15 protein-coding genes and 1 riboswitch are annotated in these 19,177 nt (G+C 42.3%); of the genes, 6 read left to right on the top strand and 9 right to left on the bottom strand.

What is annotated here, in order from left to right:
- Nucleotides 1-29: 29 nt before the first annotated feature.
- The 4 genes from B9T19_RS00370 (at nt 30) to B9T19_RS00355 (ending at nt 3,610) form a co-directional block, all read left to right on the top strand.
- Complete coding sequence (locus tag B9T19_RS00370; protein WP_094566639.1) at nt 30-503, top strand: NUDIX domain-containing protein; 474 nt, start codon at nt 30-32, stop codon at nt 501-503.
- 85 nt (nt 504-588) lie between these two features.
- A complete protein-coding gene (locus B9T19_RS00365) occupies nt 589-1,248 on the top strand; it encodes an alpha/beta hydrolase (protein WP_094566638.1) in 660 nt (219 codons plus the stop codon).
- 10 nt (nt 1,249-1,258) lie between these two features.
- The gene (locus B9T19_RS00360; RefSeq protein ID WP_094566637.1) at nt 1,259-2,617 is read left to right on the top strand and encodes a CoA-disulfide reductase; all 1,359 of its coding nucleotides are present in this window, start codon (nt 1,259-1,261) and stop codon (nt 2,615-2,617) included.
- A gap of 291 nt (nt 2,618-2,908) precedes the next feature.
- Complete coding sequence (locus B9T19_RS00355; protein ID WP_094566636.1) at nt 2,909-3,610, top strand: FadR/GntR family transcriptional regulator; 702 nt, start codon at nt 2,909-2,911, stop codon at nt 3,608-3,610.
- Nucleotides 3,611-3,796: 186 nt separating this feature from the next.
- Here B9T19_RS00355 and B9T19_RS00350 read toward each other — a convergent pair whose 3' ends face one another.
- The 8 genes from B9T19_RS00350 to B9T19_RS00315 form a co-directional block, all read right to left on the bottom strand.
- On the bottom strand, nt 3,797-4,483 hold the full coding sequence (locus B9T19_RS00350; protein WP_233146749.1) for a LysE family transporter: 687 nt from the start codon (nt 4,481-4,483) through the stop codon (nt 3,797-3,799).
- Nucleotides 4,484-4,820: 337 nt separating this feature from the next.
- Nucleotides 4,821-5,750, bottom strand: a complete 930-nt coding sequence (locus B9T19_RS00345; protein WP_094566635.1) for a Kdo hydroxylase family protein — start codon at nt 5,748-5,750, stop codon at nt 4,821-4,823.
- A 61-nt stretch (nt 5,751-5,811) separates the two neighbouring features.
- Entirely contained in the window at nt 5,812-7,068 is a 1,257-nt protein-coding gene (gene anmK, locus B9T19_RS00340) for an anhydro-N-acetylmuramic acid kinase AnmK (protein ID WP_094566634.1), read from the bottom strand.
- Nucleotides 7,069-7,119: 51 nt separating this feature from the next.
- Nucleotides 7,120-8,046, bottom strand: a complete 927-nt coding sequence (murQ, locus tag B9T19_RS00335; RefSeq protein ID WP_094566633.1) for an N-acetylmuramic acid 6-phosphate etherase — start codon at nt 8,044-8,046, stop codon at nt 7,120-7,122.
- A 285-nt stretch (nt 8,047-8,331) separates the two neighbouring features.
- Entirely contained in the window at nt 8,332-8,979 is a 648-nt protein-coding gene (locus B9T19_RS00330; RefSeq protein WP_094566632.1) for an outer membrane protein, read from the bottom strand.
- Between the two features lie 233 nt (nt 8,980-9,212).
- Nucleotides 9,213-9,851: an outer membrane protein gene (locus B9T19_RS00325; protein WP_094566631.1), complete on the bottom strand. Its 639-nt coding sequence runs from the start codon at nt 9,849-9,851 to the stop codon at nt 9,213-9,215.
- 241 nt (nt 9,852-10,092) lie between these two features.
- Nucleotides 10,093-12,513, bottom strand: coding sequence for a TonB-dependent hemoglobin/transferrin/lactoferrin family receptor (locus B9T19_RS00320; protein ID WP_094566630.1), 2,421 nt, complete (start codon nt 12,511-12,513; stop codon nt 10,093-10,095).
- 394 nt (nt 12,514-12,907) lie between these two features.
- Entirely contained in the window at nt 12,908-14,497 is a 1,590-nt protein-coding gene (locus B9T19_RS00315; protein ID WP_094566629.1) for a peptide chain release factor 3, read from the bottom strand.
- Between the two features lie 165 nt (nt 14,498-14,662).
- On the opposite strand from B9T19_RS00315, the gene B9T19_RS00310 reads away from it, so the two are divergent.
- Nucleotides 14,663-15,109 carry a universal stress protein gene (locus B9T19_RS00310; protein WP_094566628.1) on the top strand — a complete coding sequence of 149 codons (447 nt, stop codon included), beginning with the start codon at nt 14,663-14,665 and terminating at the stop codon, nt 15,107-15,109.
- A 289-nt stretch (nt 15,110-15,398) separates the two neighbouring features.
- Nucleotides 15,399-15,570: riboswitch (M-box (ykoK) riboswitch) on the top strand.
- Nucleotides 15,571-15,789: 219 nt separating this feature from the next.
- Complete coding sequence (mgtE, locus tag B9T19_RS00305) at nt 15,790-16,791, top strand: magnesium transporter (RefSeq protein WP_233146748.1); 1,002 nt, start codon at nt 15,790-15,792, stop codon at nt 16,789-16,791.
- Between the two features lie 186 nt (nt 16,792-16,977).
- Here mgtE and metG read toward each other — a convergent pair whose 3' ends face one another.
- Entirely contained in the window at nt 16,978-19,116 is a 2,139-nt protein-coding gene (gene metG / locus B9T19_RS00300; RefSeq protein WP_094566626.1) for a methionine--tRNA ligase, read from the bottom strand.
- Between the last annotated feature and the right edge of the window lie 61 nt (nt 19,117-19,177).

Here is a 19,177-nt window from a genome sequence, read left to right as displayed (position 1 = left end):
TAGAGCGAGAATTACAATGGTAAAACAATATGAATGATATAACTGACAGCTCCAGAGAAAAACTCTTTATCCTAGCCGCCGGCATTATGATCGATCCTAAAGGGCGACTCCTTATTGTCCGAAAGAAAAATACCGAAAAATATATGCTGCCTGGCGGAAAAATCGAACCGCAAGAAACTCCTATTGAGGCCTTAATCCGCGAACTCAAAGAGGAGCTAGATGTTGAAATTCCTCCAGCGCTTGCAAACTTTATTACAACCTATGAAGCGCCAGCAGCAAATGAGCCGGGATATCAGATTCGCTCTAACCTCTTCTTTATTCTTCTTCCCCAAGCAATCGAGGTTAAGGCTGCAACTGAGATTGCCGAAGCGATCTGGATTACACCTCAAGAGATCGAAAATTACCCGCTTGCTCCGCTAATGACAAGTTTTGTCATTCCCACTTGGCTAGATCTGATCGCAGAAGCGGGAGCATCATTGGGATTTGATCTTCATAACGCTTAAACGACATGCTCACAGACATGCTCACTTAAGGGATCAATGTTATGATCAGATAAAGTACATTCAATCTTAAAAGAGGAGTTTCCCCATGGATAAACCTATTATTCTCGATCCGAAACAATCGGCTGATTCCGCCGTAATTTGGCTACATGGCCTAGGGGCTACTAAAGAGGACTTTCTCCCCGTCGCCCAAATTTTGCAACGAGATGCGCTCCCCCATACCCGTTTTATTCTACCCCAAGCACCGGTTCGTCCCGTTACCTTGAACAATGGCTTTCCAATGCCCTCTTGGTATGACATTATCGCCCTAACCTCTCCTCGTGAAATAAAGCTCTCTGAACTCGATGAGTCGAGCCAATCGATTATTGCTTTGATTGAGGCAGAGATCGAAAAGGGAATTCCCCTTGAGCGTATTATTTTGGCAGGATTCTCCCAAGGTGGTGCTGTCGTACTCCATACTGCTTTTATCGCTTATCCCAAAAATGTCGGTGGCGTGATGGCACTCTCAACCTATAGTGCAACCTTCGATGAAGCGATTACCCTCGATGAAAAGAAGAAGCAGATCCCAACACTCCATCTTCACGGCTCTTTAGATCCTGTTGTTAAGATCGAATTAGGTCGTGCCGCGGAACAATTTCTAAAAGCCCAAGGTATCGATACTCGTTGGCATGATTACCCTATGCAACATGAGGTGATCAATGATGAGCTACAAGATATTGCCAAGTGGTTAATAGAGCGTCTAGGTTAAGGAGGCTATTATGCAACAGGAACTCAATATTGTTGTCATTGGGGGAATCGCTGCCGGCATGAGCGTTGCGGCAAAAGCTAAACGGGAAAACCCTCAGGCAAATATTACAGTTATCGAAAAAGAGAACTATATCTCCTTTGGTGCTTGTGGTCTCCCTTACTATCTCGGGGGGCAATTTGATGATCCTCAAAAGATGTTTGCCCGAACGCCTGAAATGATAGAAAAGAGCGGCATCAATCTTCTTCTTGAATCAGAGGCCACAGCGGTTGATACAACTCGAAAAATAGTCACTTATCGTGACAAGAGTGGAATAGATCAGGAGATTGCTTTTGATCGCCTGATGATCGCAACTGGCGCTTCAGCAAATCGGCTCCCCTTTGAAGGAATGGATGCGCCTAATCTCTACCTTCATACAAAGTTACGCGATGCAGAGGCGCTTAAAGCAAAACTCGATCAATACCGATCGATCGCTATTATAGGTGGCGGCTTTATTGGTGTTGAAGTTGCCGATCAATTAGCGCTACTTGGCAAAAAAGTCACCCTCCTTCAAAGTGGTGATGCCATTATGCAAGGCCCTTTCGATCCAGAATTCTCTCACTTAATGCAAGAAGCGTTAGAGGCGGAAGGCGTCGATCTTCGATTGCAGCAAAATGTCACCGGCTTTCAACTCTCTGATGGCAAAATTGTCGCTGTTAAGACCGAAGTGGAGAAGATCACGGTTGATGCAGTTGTCGTGGCCATCGGTTTTCGCCCTAATACCGACTTCTTGACCGATCCTCAGCTGAAGAAACTCCCTAATGGTGCGATCTTAATCAACCCATTTGGAGAAACCTCTATCGAAGGAGTTTTTAGTGCCGGCGACTGTGCATCAATCTATCATCGACAATTGGGCGATCGCTATATTCCTCTGGCCACCTATGCCAATAAGATGGGGCGTATTATCGGCAGTAATATTGTTCGATCACCGGAACATTATATCGCTTTCCCCGGCGCTTTAGGCTCAAGCATGATTAAAGTAGGTCAATATGAAGCAGGAAGCACAGGACTGACTGAAAAGATGGCAAAGCAGCTAGAAGAGTCAACTGAGGTGAAATATAAGAGCACATTGATTAAAACAGCGAATCATACCGATTACTACCCAGGTCAAGAGGAGCTGACTATCAAATTGGTCTATCGTGAGGATAATCATCGCTTAGTAGGTGCGCAAATATTTGGTAAAAAAGATGCGGCACTTCGTCTCCATGCGCTCTCTGTCGCTATCCACGCTGAGCTTTCTACAGAGGAATTAGGATTTCTCGATCTCGGTTATGCACCGCCCTTTACAACCACTTGGGAAGCGATCAATATTGCGGCAAATACAGCCAAATAGTCTACTCATAAAGTATTTAAAAAATATTCATGAGCAGATTTGAGAGATCACAATTTCTCCTACTTATCACAATAAAATCGGACTCAGGGAATCATTAAGGGATCATTAAGGGGGCATTCATTCATCTAATAGAAGATGAAATTGATTGCTCCCTTTACATTTTTATGTAAAAGTGAAATCAGATAACAATAATAATCGGTCCCAATGTTAGGTAGCTATTGAGTGACTGAAAACCCTATAAAGAGCTACCTTATCGAATATTTCGATAACTTATATTTGGAGGAATGAGAGATGAAATTATCCGCTGTTGAACGCTTACCTCATGAAGAAGTTATTCTCGATTTTATGGAGATGATTGAATCAGGCCAATTTCTTCCCGGAGAGATTCTACCGTCACTCCCTGAAATTCAGGAATCTCTTCAGAGATCAGAAACAGATATCTTAAAGGCGATTGACGTTCTCAAAGAGGAAGATATCTTCCTCGATCGTGAAGGCCTGCTCTTCTTAACAAGAAGTGATAAAGATCTTATTCTTAGCCGTTTGAAAAATAGCGTTCTCAATATCCATTCAGCGGCCATTGTTGATCTTCTAGAAATTCGTGAAGGGTTAGAGACTCGAGCTTTCGTCCTTGCTACAAAACGCGCAACGAATGATGATTTACAACAGATCGAAGAGGCACTTATCGCACTTGAGGAGCGAATTAAACTCCACAAAGCAGCCACTAAAGAGGATCTACGCTTTCATCTCGCCCTGATCAAAGCGAGTCATAATCCCACAATGGTCGAGATGATGGAGATTATCTTCAAACAGCTCTTCGAATCACTCAATGAGACAAGAACCAATGTTAGAAAATTGGAGAATGTTGATCACTTTGTCGATGTTCATAGAGAGCTCTACAATGCGCTTTTAGCACGAGATGCAGAGAGAGGGGTTGCGCTTATGAAGAATCATATTGAAGATACCATTAATCTCTATGTAGCCGAGTCAAAATAAGGTCAATCAACTCAAGAATCGAAGAGTGACCACTATCTCCGATCAGAGATGGAGATAGAGATAGAGATAGAGATAGAGATAAGTATATAGATAAAGAGGCTAGTAACAGACTAGCCTCTTTTATTTGAAATTCCCGATGACTATAACGCCCAGTAGCTTAACGCTTTGGCGCTCATCTTAATGACACTACCCTAAAAGTAACATCTTCCCCCCTTGATAGAGAAGATTGAGCCCAAAGAGCAGAAATAGAGCACCGGCAACAGCATCAATATAAGCACCTAAACGCTGATAGATCGCCTTTGGCTTTGGCAAAGAGAAGAGAATGGCCACAATCGCAAACCAGAGAAACGTTAAAATCACCACTAATGCGAAGATCTCGACTCGCATCACATTAGAGATATTATCTCCGACAAAGAGAACAAAGACGCTGCCAAAATAGATCAGTGCTTTAGGATTTGCGAGATTAGTAAACAATCCCTTAAAGAGAAATTGCACCCCTTTTCGCTCCTTTTCGACCACCCGCTCCATCACCTTTTCAGTAGCATTATCGACAAGCCCCTGCTTCTGTTGATGCCGCGCTCTTAGCCCACTTTTTAAGAGCAATAACCCTAAATAACTGAGATAACCACCACCTGCAAGATAGAGTAGACCTTGAATCCAAGGAAACTGCTCAACTAAAAGGTGCAAGCCCAATAGTGCCACCAGTGCCCAAACAGCGACACCGATCGTTACCCCAAATACTGCCATAAAGGCCTCTCGCCTTGAATGACTGACGGCAACTTGTGTAATTAAAAAGAAATCAGGACCAGGAGAGATCAGTGCGACTAACTGAATTCCCGCTAGAGTGATCAATAGCATTGTTGCTTCATACATCGTAAAAATTCCCCTAATTGCCAATTTCTAAATCGCCCCTTGTAAAGATTTATGCGCCGACTCATATCTCTACGTTGTAAGTTATAAAATGGGGCCCTAATAATCGATTCTAAAATGAATCTAATTCTACGATATCTCTCGTAAAAATTGTGGAAATTTTGAAAATATCACACGTCACAACAGGCTAGTTTTAACCATTTCCCGGCATAAAAAAGTTATGTTCGCCGGCAAAAGGGATCTCTCGCGCTTTACAACTCTCCATCTTTAACTAAAAACAACAAAAAGGCGAGATCCTGTCTCGCCCTTTCACAACATTTTCAAAATAATGCGTCATCCCTTATACAAGTGGCTTCTTCACCATCGCTTCCAATACTTTTAACGGTGATTTTGCAGGATCCACCATATCATCAACATCAAGCTGGAAAGTCTGCTCTAACATAAATTGCCCACTCATCGCGGCATGAGGTGTCTGATCTGAAAAACAGATCCATGTTGATCCCGGCATAAAGCTTACATCCCACTGAATTCCATTATCTTGATACTCTTGATCCTCTTTCATCAGATCATGGAATTGCAACATAATATGATCATAATGGGTACGACGACTTTTAGTAATCTGTAATCGATCTAAGAGAGCAGAACCTATTCGAGAGTACGGTTTACTCTTCGGTAATAGACGCGCAGCTAGTTGTGGGAAAGGTTCACCAACACGCCATTTTCGTGGAACACCACTCGGATTAATATTATTAAAAATGCGGATAATACGACGCCCATGAAGGGGACGAGAAGGAAATGCATCTACATGTAGCCGGCGATCATCTTTACGAAAAGAGTGACTATCACTCCACTCATCAATCGCATTGAGACGCAGCGTATTCATTGGGCTATGTAATTTCCCCTTATATTGAGGAATCAGATCCGTTAAAAGCTGATAACTCGCTTCTGAATAGCGCTTCAACAAGCCCTCAACAGCTCTCTTCTCGTTCTCTGAGGCTGAATCAGCAATCCCTTTAATACTCTCTTGATCCGCTTGATACATAATATTCTTGCGCTTTGGACTGACTAAACGGGGATCTAATAATGCCTGCTCCTCTTCTGTTAAAACAAAGGGGAGTGAGGGAAAATAGAGTACCTGCCCCTCTTCTAAGCAATTGACAATATTCTCATGATCACACTCTTCAGCGCGCCACTCACTGATTCCTAAAACTAAGATGGGGGCTTCTGCGCTTCCCTTCTGCGCTTCTAGTGTGCTATTCGTTATCGACATTGCTGACCTCCTACAGATAGGACAAAAAAGAATGATTATCAAGTCGGCATTGTATCATTAATTAATCCATCTCTGGAAAGGGATTGGGACAAATTTGACCTAAAACCACGGCCTCAGAAGCGCCGGTCGCTGTTGGAAGATTCCCCGCTCGACGCTCTTTTGTCAGATATCCTAAGAGCGCAAAAGCCATCGCCTCTTTCGCATCACTGGAAAAACCGAGATCCTCCTGTGTTAAGAGCGCAACACCGGCAAGCTCTGCTTCTAGATACTCCATCAAAGCGCTATTATAAGCCCCCCCTCCGGCAACAATCACCTGATCAATCTTATAAAAGGGAAAGATAAATCGACGATAACTCTCTGCAATAGAGTAAGCACTAAACCGAGTCAAGGTATGGATCAGATCTTCCGGAACATAAGCTCGATAGCGCTCAAGAAGAGGTAGAGTATATTGCGCACCAAAATACTCCCGTCCGGTAGATTTTGGAGGCTGTTGTGCTAAATAGGGATCAGCTTGCAACTCCTTAAAAAGCTCAGGAATCAACCTTCCGCTTCGGGCAACCTCTCCATCTCGATCAAAATCACGCTGATAGAGAAATCTCATCGCGTCATTGATCATCATATTGCCCGGCCCCGTATCAAAGGCAGAGATCTCCGCAATAGAGGCCTTACACGGTAGCAATGTTACATTACCAATCCCACCAATATTCTGTAATAACCGATGGTAATTAGGGTGGCGATAGAGAAGATACTCCGTCATTGGTACTAAAGGCGCGCCATCACCACCTGCGGCAATATCCATCATTCGAAAGTTAAAGTAGACATCACAACGAAAATGGTATGCCAAAAGGGAGGGATCACCAATCTGTAATGTAGATGCCGTAAAACCTTTTTCATTCGCTACTGCCGGGGGTAGATGATAGATAGTCTGACCATGAGAAGCAATAAAATCAACTGCGCCGGAGAATCCCATCAATCGTTCAGGGTCTTGTACTCTTTCTAGTTCAACCTCGCTCAGAAGCGCTTCAACACTCTTTTGGTAGATTTCACCTAGCTTCATATTAAGAGAGCAGATCCCGGCAACGGTGGATGCCTCATTATGGCATTGTGCTTCAATCTCCGCTCGTAGCTGAGGAGAATAAGGGATTGAGATAAAATGGAGTAATTGACATTGAAGATCCTCCTCCCCTCTTACGATCTCACCTCCCTGCCCCTTTACTACAGTCTCCCTGATTCTCACTAATGCCGCATCAACCCCATCTAGAGAGGTGCCAGTCATTAACCCTATCGCAAAGGTATCGCGGATAGCTCTATCACTCATTTAAAGTCTCCATTTTATTTCTCCCTTATGTTTCTCCCCTATACTTCTCTCTTAGGTTAGATCCGCCTCTGCTAATACAGCTCTCACAACACCTTGATGGGCAGCTAATAATTGTGTCGCTCTTTGATAATCGACCGCTAAAAGTGCCATAACAATCGCACTTTTAACGTGGTAATCAGCGGCCTCTAAGAGTTGAGAGGCCTTATCATAATCGATGCCGGTCGCCATCACTACCATCTGCCGGGCTCTTTCGATCAATTTTTGATTTGTTGCACGAAGATCGACCATCAAATTTTGATAGACCTTACCTAACTTAACCATCGTACCGGTAGAGAGCATATTGAGCACCATCTTCTGCGCAGATCCAGCCTTCATACGTGTTGAGCCGGTAATCACTTCAGCACCGACAATCACCTCGATAGGATAATCAGCAATCTTTCCAATTTTACTCTCCGAAACAGAGGCAAGAGAGATCGTTGCCGCACCTAAGTGCTTCGCATACTGTAAGGCTGATAAGGCATAAGGTGTCCGTCCTGATGAAGCTATTGCACAGAGAATATCATTACCTGAAAGTGCAACAGCAGCGAGATCAGCGATTGCAGCATCTTCTTGATCTTCTGCCGCCTCTACCGGATGGCGTAATGCGCGATCTCCCCCGGCAATCAATGCCAGTACACTCTCCTCCCCAACACCAAATGTCGGAAGACACTCCGAAGCATCTAATACCCCTAATCGCCCTGAGGTCCCGGCACCCACATAGATTAAACGCCCCCCTTTCTGCAAACGTAAAACAATCGCATCAATTGCCGCTGCTATTTGTGGCGTAGCACGTTCAATGGCATCGATAACAGCTTGATCCTCTCGATTGATCAATCGCACCATCTCCAAAGTTGATAAGGTGTCGATCTCCATCGTACGACTATTACGTTGCTCCGTCTCTAGGGTGTCTAAATCGACCTTCACATTACTCTCTCTCATTCTTCTCCTCATAATTCACTCAGATAGTTTACGCTCAGCTATGATGCTCTCTATTCTACTATTATCCACAATAGAGAGGAGCTTCAAGATCACCTAAGAGCTAAGAAAGAAGAGATAAAAGGTCAGAAATAAAAAAAGAGCCTTGAAACATTGTTCCAAGGCTCTGCAAAATAGCTTCTTGATCCTATTTCAGATAAAGAAGATATTGAGCGGAAATATCAACTAGCACATATTAATAAATATTCGTTGATATCCGTTGATCTCTATTGATCTCATCGATACAGATTAGAAAGTGTAACGAACACCTAAGTTAAACTCATTACCACGTTGTTTAACTTTACCATTGACTGAAGCATCATCCGCTTTATAGCTATGAGATACTTTACCGTAATCCATAAAGCGGTATGAAAGATCAACCGCAACATTACTATTTACCGCATAGCTCACACCAGCGCCCACTTGCCATGCAAAGTTACCTTTGCTCTTAGAGATTGATAACTCTTCATCAGATAAAGTATTTTTAAGACGCGCATAACCAATACCTGCGCCCACATATGGGGTAAATGCAGTACCAGTATTAAAATCATAATAACCATTGAGCATTAAAGCTTGTGATTTAGTTTCAGATTTAGAATCTTCATCTGATACTTTCACTTTACCATTGTAGCCATACTCAATTTCAGCACGAACATTATTATCGCCCACAGGGAAGATTGCACCATATGCTAAACGGAAACCGCCAACATTCTTGCTCTTTTTAAATGACCCAGAATCTTCACCGTCAACATCTTTAACCTGTCCTTCAAACTTGTTATTCACATGATTGAGAACTGCTTTTGCAGATAGATATTGATCAAAATCTTGTGCATGCGCAACAGTGAAACCGCTCGCTACTACAGCAGAAAGCACAGAGATGGTCAGTAGCTTTTTCATCTTTATCTCCTATATTTAAAGATCAGCTTTTGGAGCAAAATTATATCACTGCTTTTCCCCTTTTTATGTCATCTTTTTTTATTCTTACACCATAAAAAGAGCTTAATGAATTGTTTTAAAACAATAAAAAAATCTTAAGCTCGTAAGAAACTTAAGATTTTTCATCATTTTTATAACTGATTTTTCGCTAACTTTTATCAACGAATACTCTATCAGCTAGAGGATTAATGAGATTAGAAGTTGTAACGAACCCCTAAGCTAAACTCATTACCACGTTGTTTAACTTTCAAGTTAGCACCATCACCAAAATTATGTTTTACTTTACCATAATCCATAAAACGATAAGCTAAATCGATATCTACATTGCTGTTAACAGCGTAGCTCACACCAGCACCCACCTGCCATGCAAAGTTACCCTTGCTCTTAGAAATAGACCCTTCATCATCAGATAAGGTGTTTTTAAGGCGTGCATATCCAAGACCCGCTCCTACATAAGGAGTGAATGCGGTGCCCGTATTAAAATCGAAGTAACCATTTAACATCACAGCTTGTGATTTAGTTTTTGAGTCAGCATAATCCCCATCTTCAAAATGCTCTGACAACTTCACTTTCCCATTGTAACCGTACTCAATCTCAGCACGCACATTATTATCACCTGCTGGGAAGATTGCACCATAAGCTAAACGGAAACCACCCACATTTTTACTCTTTTTAAGAGAATCTGATTCGTCACCCATAGTAGCTTCAAACTTATTGTTCACATGATTGAGAACCGCTTTCGCAGAGACATACTGCTGAAAGTCTTGCGCTTGCGCTACGGTTAAAGAAGAGGTCACTGCCGCCAAGACGGTAACTGCTAATAATTTTTTCATCTTCTGCTCCTATTTAAAAGATCACGCTCTAGAATCGGCTGTTAGAAACTAGAGATATAAATACAAATATAAACATAAACAAATATATCGCTAAACTCTTCGACCCGATAATCACCGAGTGATCAATCACTCGGTAACAACTAATACGTTACTTCATTAATTTAATAATGCTATAACTACTCAATAAATTATAACACTTTCTAAAAATATTATAGATTATTCGAAACGTATTTATAACTCACTAAAAGCGCCCTTCAATAGAGATAGCAAAATTACGTTTAGGCGCAGTAAAACGCTCTAATCCCCGCCCATCAGGATCTATTCGATTCGTGGTACCAAAGGTAGGTAGATCCCGTAGACTATCCCAAGTTGAGTAGCTTCGATTAAAGAGATTAAAGACACCAAAATTGAGCGTTATATCCCGATCTAGCTTTACCTGTGTCGTTAAATCTACCACAAAGTAAGAGGGGCTTAACCACTTCCACTCCGCCTCCTCCTTCCCGCGCCATGAGTATTGTGTCTCTTTGGTATCTTTCCCTCTCTTTGCCGCACTATAACGCGCTGTCAAAGTACTATTCCACCGCTGGGCAGGATCTTGATACTCAATACTCATCAACGCACTCCAAGGCTGAATCGATTTTAGAGGATCGCCATCTTGATTCTTACCCTTACTATATTGCCCTTTTATGTGAAATTTCCAACTCTCAGAGAGCCCAAATAAGGGACCATTCAATGTCGCATTCAATTCAAGTCCTGAAATATGAGCATGTGCCACATTGACAAATTGAATCTGATTAATTGATAGATACGGCTTTGAATCCCAACTATAGGGATAGTAAGGATTGGGTTCTAATTTCTCAGAGACTCTCTCATCAATAAAATTACGATATTTACTATGAAACGCGCCTAGCCCTATCTCTACATCCTCATTTTTAAATTGATAAGTAATCTCTTGATTCAACGCTGTCTCTGGTCTCAATTGAGGATTCGGCATAAAGTGATTCATTCCCCCTTTACCAAACTCAAAGAAGAGCTCCTCTATTTTTGGGGCTCGAAATCCTGTACTGATACGATAACCGATCAACTGCTCCGGCGTTATTTGATAATGAATCCCTAATTGCCAAGAGGTTTTAGAAAAACTTTTCTTCTCACCATTAAAGCTCACTGGAAATTTATTACTGCCATCCATCTGCGGAGAGTATTGGTAATGATCATAACGCGCCCCCAACGTGAGAGATAATTGAGGAGTTACCGTTATCTCATCTTGCAGAGAAAAAGCGGTAACAGAGGATTTAACCGGAGTCATGATGCTGTAATTTGAAGGGTGTGCCACACCACTGAGATAGAGAATATCTCGATTACTATTCTTAAGCATGCCCCTTCTAAGCTCCAACTTTGCTTGTAGCAGATGCTCCTGCTCACTCAAAGAGATCGGTAACGCAAAAAGTTGGCCCTTAAAGAGCTTCTGTCGCTGTTCAAAAGCGCGATAGTAACGCTGTGTAATATCAGTTGGATCTTTTTGACTTACATTGTAGGTATCTGAGCGCATATCAATCTTCTGATCAGCATAGACGATATTGAGCGTGTCTAACCAAGAGGAGTCCAATGGAATATAGTCATACTCCACACCAAAGCGACGATAGGGTGCGGTATCTTTCGCAAATCGATACGTTCCCCAAGCATCAAAGCTTCGCTCTTCAGTTCGATTGTCTTGCCGGCGATTCTCATAAAAAGCGGTTAAAGTCTGCTCATCGGTGATATTAACACCCCACTTTGTTAACCAAGAGGAACCATGCTTCATCTGGGGATCAGGACGCCCTCTCGCCGGGCCATAGATCTCTTCTCCATTACCACTATTAACGGTCTCATGCCCTCTTCTTTTTGTTAATTGTGCAAATCCAAAAAAGCGATCACCACGATAACCGGCGCCTAGCACTTGACGCCACTCCCTATTTTTTGAGGAGTATCCCGTCTTCCAATAGAGCCCCCATTTTTGTCCCGACTTTACAATATCATCGACACTTTTAGTTGTGAAATAGAGAGATCCCCCTACCGCACCACTGCCATCACTAACGGAGTTCGCCCCTTTATTGATTGTGACAGCACTAATATTTTCATACTCTGTACTATTGATACTGCCATTAAAATAGCCATATCCGCGGTAGATTGAGGGCATAAAGCTCTCAGCTTGCGGTAAACCATCAACAATGACGGCAACCCGATCCTTATCAACACCTCGAATCGCAAAACCATTACTGCCGGCTCGTCCACTCTCATTAACACCAACGCTCAACTCATGACGCAGTAGATCTCGCTCATCTTGCACCAAGTTTTTACTCAAATCCGCAGCACTTTGAGTCTCTTTAAAAGGAGTAACCTGCTCTGGCGCACCAACAACAACTACCGAACCTAATGCAATTGTTGGAAGATTCTCCTCTTTATCATCATCCGCTAAAGCAGCTGATATTGAGAGAAGTGAGAGTGTACAGCATGCGCTAAAGAGAAGTTTATTGAAGTGCGCACTAAAAATTGGTGATCTAACTCCAAGAACTTTTAGCTCAGTTCCAGCTTTTAACTCAGTTCTATTGAGTGTGCCGTTACTTTTTGGGGAGAGAAAAGATAACGACACTTCTTCTTGGGGAGGATGGCTACTATTTTGCATCTTTTTTATGGTTCCTATTTGAGTGATCTTCTTGATGAGCTTTCTATGAGCCCTCTATTTTGGATAGCTACATATAGCTTCTAAATATAACTTCTACATATGAGCTATACCGATGGGCTATACCCGATGAGCTATCGATATAATCAATATTAACTGTAACGATAATCATTGTCATTTAGGAATCTATCAGATAAGATAACCGGTAACAAATGATAATTTATATTCAACAGAAAATAAGGAATAAAAGATGAGAAACAACAGTCGCTTAAAGCACACGATGCTTTTTTTTGCATAAAAAAACCTCAGCAATAATGCTGAGGTTGGTAACTAAGACACCACTATCCTAATGGGTCTTAATCAATTGTCGACTTCCTCTCGACACACTCAATTGATGTTAACCGTGAATCTCACGGAAGGCATCAAATTGAATATCTGGATAACGCTCTTGCGCTAAATGTAAATTAACTCGTGTAGGAGCAATATAGACATACTCTCCATGGTGATCGATCGCTAAGTTATCTTCCGCCCGCTTCTTAAATTCGGCAAACTTCTTCGGATCTTTAGCATGGACCCATCGTGCTGTAGAGACCTCGACATGCTCAAAGATACAATCAACATTGTACTCAAGCTTTAATCGATGAGCGACCACATCAAACTGAAGAATTCCCACCGCACCAATGATTAGATCATTATTACGAAGGGGTTTGAAGAGCTGTGTCGCTCCTTCTTCACAAAGCTGTTCAAGACCACGCTCAAGATGCTTCATCTTTAGAGGATCTCGCAGACGCGCACGACGAAAGAGTTCTGGTGCAAAATCAGGAATTCCTTTAAAGCTTAGCTCTTCACCTTCGGTAAAGGTATCCCCAATACGGATCGTTCCATGATTATAAATACCGATAATATCGCCGGCATAGGCCTCTTCTAAATGACCGCGGTCGGAGGCCATAAAGGTCAATGCTTCTGGAATACGGATATTTTTGCCAATCCGAACATGACGCGCGGTCATTCCTGGTGTATATTTGCCGGAACAGACACGCATAAAAGCGATACGATCTCGATGACGAGGATCCATATTAGCCTGAATCTTAAAGACAAATCCCGTTAATGGCTCTTCATCTGCTAATACTTCACGAGTTAAGGTTGCCTGCTTTTTAGGGCATGGTGCAATCTCAACAAATCCATCGAGCATCTCTTGAACCCCGAAATTAGTGATCGCAGAACCGAAGTAGACCGGTGTTAAGCGCCCGGCAAGATACTCTTCAAGATCAAATTCATGACTTGCCACGCGAACAAGCTCAACCTCTTCACGAAAAGCATTGGCACGCTCCTCTCCTAAAACCCCATCTAATTCAGGGCTATCTAAACCTTGAATGATCTGCCCTTTGCTGCGAGTTCCACGCTCTTTTGAATCATAGAGATGGATATAGTCTTCAAGAATATGGTAGACACCCTTTAACTCCCGCCCCATACCGATCGGCCATGTCACTGGCGCACAGTTGATCTTTAAAACCTCTTCCACTTCATCTAGAAGATCGATCGGCTCTTTTCCATCTCGGTCAAGCTTATTGATAAAGGTGATAATCGGCGTATCGCGAAGACGACAAACATTCATCAGTTTAATTGTCTGCTCCTCAACCCCATTTGCACAATCGATCATCATGAGCGCTGAATCCACCGCCGTTAAAGTTCGGTAGGTATCTTCCGAGAAGTCTTGGTGTCCCGGCGTATCGAGCAGATTGATCATACAATCGCGATAAGGGAACTGCATAACTGAAGAGGTCACTGAAATCCCCCGTTGCTGCTCAAGCTCCATCCAGTCTGAGGTTGCATGACGTGCAGCTTTACGCCCTTTGACAGAACCGGCAAGATTGATGGCGCCTCCAAAAAGCAGGAGCTTTTCAGTCATTGTGGTCTTACCCGCGTCGGGGTGGGCAATAATGGCAAAGGTTCTACGACGGGCAACTTCTTTCGCTAATTTACTCATGATGAATATTCAAAATTGACTCAAAAAATAGGTGTCCGTATTGTACACGTTTTTTTGCCCCAAGTCGCTTTTTAAGCCTATGATGATTGATAAATCGCGGATCTCTTGCTATAACAAAAAGAGATGAAATAGATGACCACTCATATATATAGCGGGAGAAAAAAGATGTCTGAATCGAATGAGTATCAACATATTCTTGTAGCAGTTGACCAATCTGCAGATGCAGAAAGGGTTGGCCGTCAAGCCCTTATCGTTGCACAAAGAAATCATGCAAAGATTACCCTCCTCAATATCTTAGAAGGAATTAGTATTAGTGCCGGTTATGAGCTTATGCCTATTATTCCACAGGTCTCTGATAGCGAAATTATTGCAGAAGCAAAAAAATCGATGCGCGAGCTCTCCCTCAAGTTGGGAATTCCAGATTGTGACACAATGGTCATCTCTGCATTATCAACAAAAGAAGGTATCCTTCGTGCAGCGGAAGAGCTAAAAGCGGATCTCTTGGTGATCGGTTCCCATACCCGTTCAGGCCTTGGAGTTCTTTTAGGATCGACGTCGGGATCGATTATCAATGATTCTCCTTGTGATATCTTAACGGTTAAAGTCTCATAAAACTAACTACAAATAACCATAAAGAGAACCATAAAGAAAACTGTAAAGAGGCGCCATAAAGATAGATACAGAAGATAGGATTTAAATGCTCTTTAAAGCAAATTAGATCAAATGAATAACAGGAGCGATGAGAAAAGAGATTCAGTAAATAGATTAAGTAAATAAAAGAGAGAAAGCGTCAAGGAAAGAGTAAAGGCTTGAAAATCTCATGACTATAATTTGCTTATTCAAAATTTAAGGGTACAATGCCCTCAAATAAATATTTTGGGTTAACAGATTATTAATTGTTAACTATCCTCGTTAGGTGAGGCTCCTATATGGAGGTAAGCTACTGCCCAGAAACGTCGAGAGACACCAATGGGTCAGCAGAAACTGTCGAGCTAAGGCAGTATCTAATGTAGCCGGGATTCGGATGAATACCCATGCCATATAGTGCTAAAACTTTACGAAAGAGGAGAGATCACTGTAAAGGCGCCTTTACATATCGATAAAACACCCTCCTCACGTTTTGTGGTTGGGTGTTTTTTTTGATCTCAAAATAGACTGATCATCTATGGACTCTTTTCCCAAGGATATCAGCGTCGGCCGCTGCGCACAGCCGCGCTTAACAAAATATATCGATGACAGAGAGATTTCTTACTGTCGTTTTATGAAAATAAAAGATAATGAGGTTAAGCAAAATGGTAATTCAAGATCGTAATATGAAATTTGGCATTGAGACCGCCGGGTCCCTAATGTCTAATGACTTTATCACCCTCGATGTCAATCATACGGTTGATGAGGCAATCGACTATCTTCGCAAGAATCTCTATCAAAGAGAAGATATTCACTATGTCTATATTCTCAATCAAGATAAAGTTCTTGTTGGTGTCGTTGCGATTAGAGAGCTTCTCTCCGCAAAAGGCGATGAGATGATCGCAAATGTTATGAAGACAAAACTTAAAAAAGTGACTACGGCGGTGGATCAAGAAGAGGTAGCGCAACTCTTTCAAGATACAGATCTTGTGACAATCCCCGTTGTTGCTGAGTCAGGTCACCTATTAGGCGTCATTCATATCGATCAAATTTTAGATGTGATGGAACAAGAGGGTACTGAAGATATCTATCGTATGGCTTCGATCAAGAGTGATCAGCTCGATAATCAAAATCTTCTGACCGCGACTATCGGTCTTCTCTACCGTAAACGTGTTGCTTGGCTGGTTGTTCTTGTCTTTATGAATATCTTCTCTGGTGCGGGGATCGCAACTTATGAAGATCTTATTGAGAGCAATGTCGCACTGGTCTTCTTCCTCCCCTTATTAGTCGATAGTGGAGGTAACGCCGGGGCACAGTCCGCAACATTAGTGATTCGAGCGATGGCGCTTGGAGAAGTTCGCCTTAAAGATTGGTTTAGAATGATCGGTAAAGAGACGATCATCTCTGCCCTACTCGGATTTACGATGGCACTTGCGGTCTCCATGGTAGGATTCTATCGCGGCGGTGTTGAGATTGCTTTCATTGTGGCATTAACGATGGTTTTTGTTGTCATGATCGGTAGCATCATTGGACTTTCACTCCCCTTTATCTTTAGTAAAATGAAGATGGATCCAGCAACAGCAAGTGGCCCGCTAATCACCTCTATCTGTGATATTGTCGGTGTCTTTATCTACTTTGGCATTGCGAGTGCATTTATTACACTCTAAACACACTGTGGCATATGCCGGAGATAATCCAAAATTGACATTAGCTATGCTTGCGTCATTTTAATGAAAGTTATTTCAACCAAAATCATTGCAATAAAAAAGAGAGCCCATTGAGCATTTTCAATAATGTTCAATGGTGACTCTCTTTTCTGTTTTCACTTCTCAATAATTAACCCGTTGTGATGATTACGAGATCTTCGCCCCAGGCTTGAGCTCACTTAAAGAGGTTAAGAGGGTTAACTCCTCTTTGGTGGAGGCAGACAGAATCATTCCTTCACTCACACCAAAACGCATCTTTCTCGGCGCTAGATTGGCAACCACCACCACATACATTCCTACTAAAGCAGCAGGATCTTGATAAAACTTACGGATGCCGGAGAAGATAGTGCGGGGACGCTCCTCACCTAAATCGATCTGGAACGTTAAAAGCTTATCAGCCCCTTCAATAAAATCGCATGAAAGTACCTTCCCTAAACGAAGATCGATCTTGGCAAAATCATCGATCGAGATATATGCCTCCTCTTCGCTTTTATCAACATCTTTATCAGGACCCTTACCGCCCTTTTTTTGCTCGCTCTTTGCAACCTTATCGCCCGCTTTATCAGCTTGTTGCGCATCTTTACGCACGACACTCAAAGCTTCACGATTCGCTTCAATCATCGCATCGAGATCTTTACGATTAAGACGCGTCATCAGATGCTCATAATCGTTGATAAGATGCCCCTGAGGCAATCTCTCTTGAAGCGCTGCAAAAGTTAAAGGTGCAATATTGAGGAATTTCTCTACACGCTCTGCAACCACTGGTAACACTGGTTTAAGATAGAGCGTTAAAATTCTAAAGGCTTCTAAATAGCCGGTACAGAGATCTTGAAGTAATTTTGCTCTGCTCTCATCTTTAGCAATCTCCCAGGGCTTCATCTGATCAAAATGCTCATTCACATCATCACAAGCTGCTGAGATCTCTCTAAGTGCAGCAGCAAAGTTACGTTTCTCAAACCCTTCCTGAATCGCAGGAGCACGCGCAATAACAGAGTCGATCAATGCCACCGATTCCGCTGCAATCTCACCTAACCGATTATCAAAGTTTTTTGAGATAAAGCGACTTGTTCTTGAAGCAATATTGACATATTTACCGATAAGATCCGCATTAACACGATTCACAAAATCATCAAGGTTGAGGTCAAAATCATCGATTGCCCCATTCGATTTTGCCGCAAAATAGTAACGTAGCCATTCTGGATCGAGCTTCTGAGCAATATAGGAGTCAGCAGTAATAAATGTACCACGCGATTTACTCATCTTCGCGCCATCTACGGTTAAAAAGCCATTAATCGCATATTGAGAAGGAACACGATGTCCAGAGAAATTGAGCATTGCCGGCCAGAAGAGCGTATGGAAATACATAATATCTTTACCGATAAAATGGACCATCTCCGTGCCGGCAGCTTCTGCCTTATCTCTCTTAATAAAGCTCTCAAAATCAATATTACCAACACGATCACAATAGTTCTTAAATGAAGCAAAATAACCGATCGGGGCATCTAACCAAACATAGAAATATTTATTTTCCGCATTTGGAATTGGGAACCCAAAATAGGGAGCATCTCGAGAGATATCCCAATCTGAGAGCTTACAATCTCCCTCCTCACCAATCCATTCACGCATCTTATTGGCTGCTTCAGGTTGCAAGCGCTCTTTATCTTCTAAAAATTGACGTAAGAACTCAACACAACGTGGATCTGATAACTTAAAGAAGAAGTGTTCAGAAGGACGCATGACTGGAGTCTTTCCTGTCACAACGGAGAAGGGATTAATCAATTCTGTCGGCCGATAAGTAGCGCCACACGCTTCACAGTTATCCCCATATTGATCTTTAGCATGACATTTAGGGCACTCTCCCTTAATGAAACGATCGGGTAAAAACATTTGACGCTCTTCATCATAGAACTGCTCAATCGTTTTTGTCTCTATTAGATCATTTGCTTTGAGCGTAAGATAGATCTCTTCAACTAACTGTTGATTCTCTTTTGAGTGTGTCGTGTAATAATTATCAAAATCGATATGGAAATTATCAAAATCTTGCAGATGAGCCGCATGCGCTTTTGCAATTAACTCTTCAGGAGTAATGCCAAGAGAGTCTGCCTTTAGCATAATGGGCGTTCCATGGGTATCATCAGCGCAGATATAATAAACATTGTTTCCGAGCATTCGCTGAAAACGCACCCAAATATCGGCCTGAGCATATCCTAATAGATGCCCTAAATGAATATCACCATTGGCAAATGGCAGTGCGTTTGTGACAAAAATATCTCTCTTTCGTTGCATACTCTACTTGTTCCTATATTTGTTTCATAATGGGCATCTCTGTAAGTAATCATCAATGTCT

It is taken from the genome of Ignatzschineria sp. F8392, assembly GCF_002252045.1.
Classification (GTDB): domain Bacteria; phylum Pseudomonadota; class Gammaproteobacteria; order Cardiobacteriales; family Wohlfahrtiimonadaceae; genus Ignatzschineria.
Note: the sequence above shows the minus strand (reverse complement) of the source record. Positions and strands in the feature narration are given on the sequence as shown.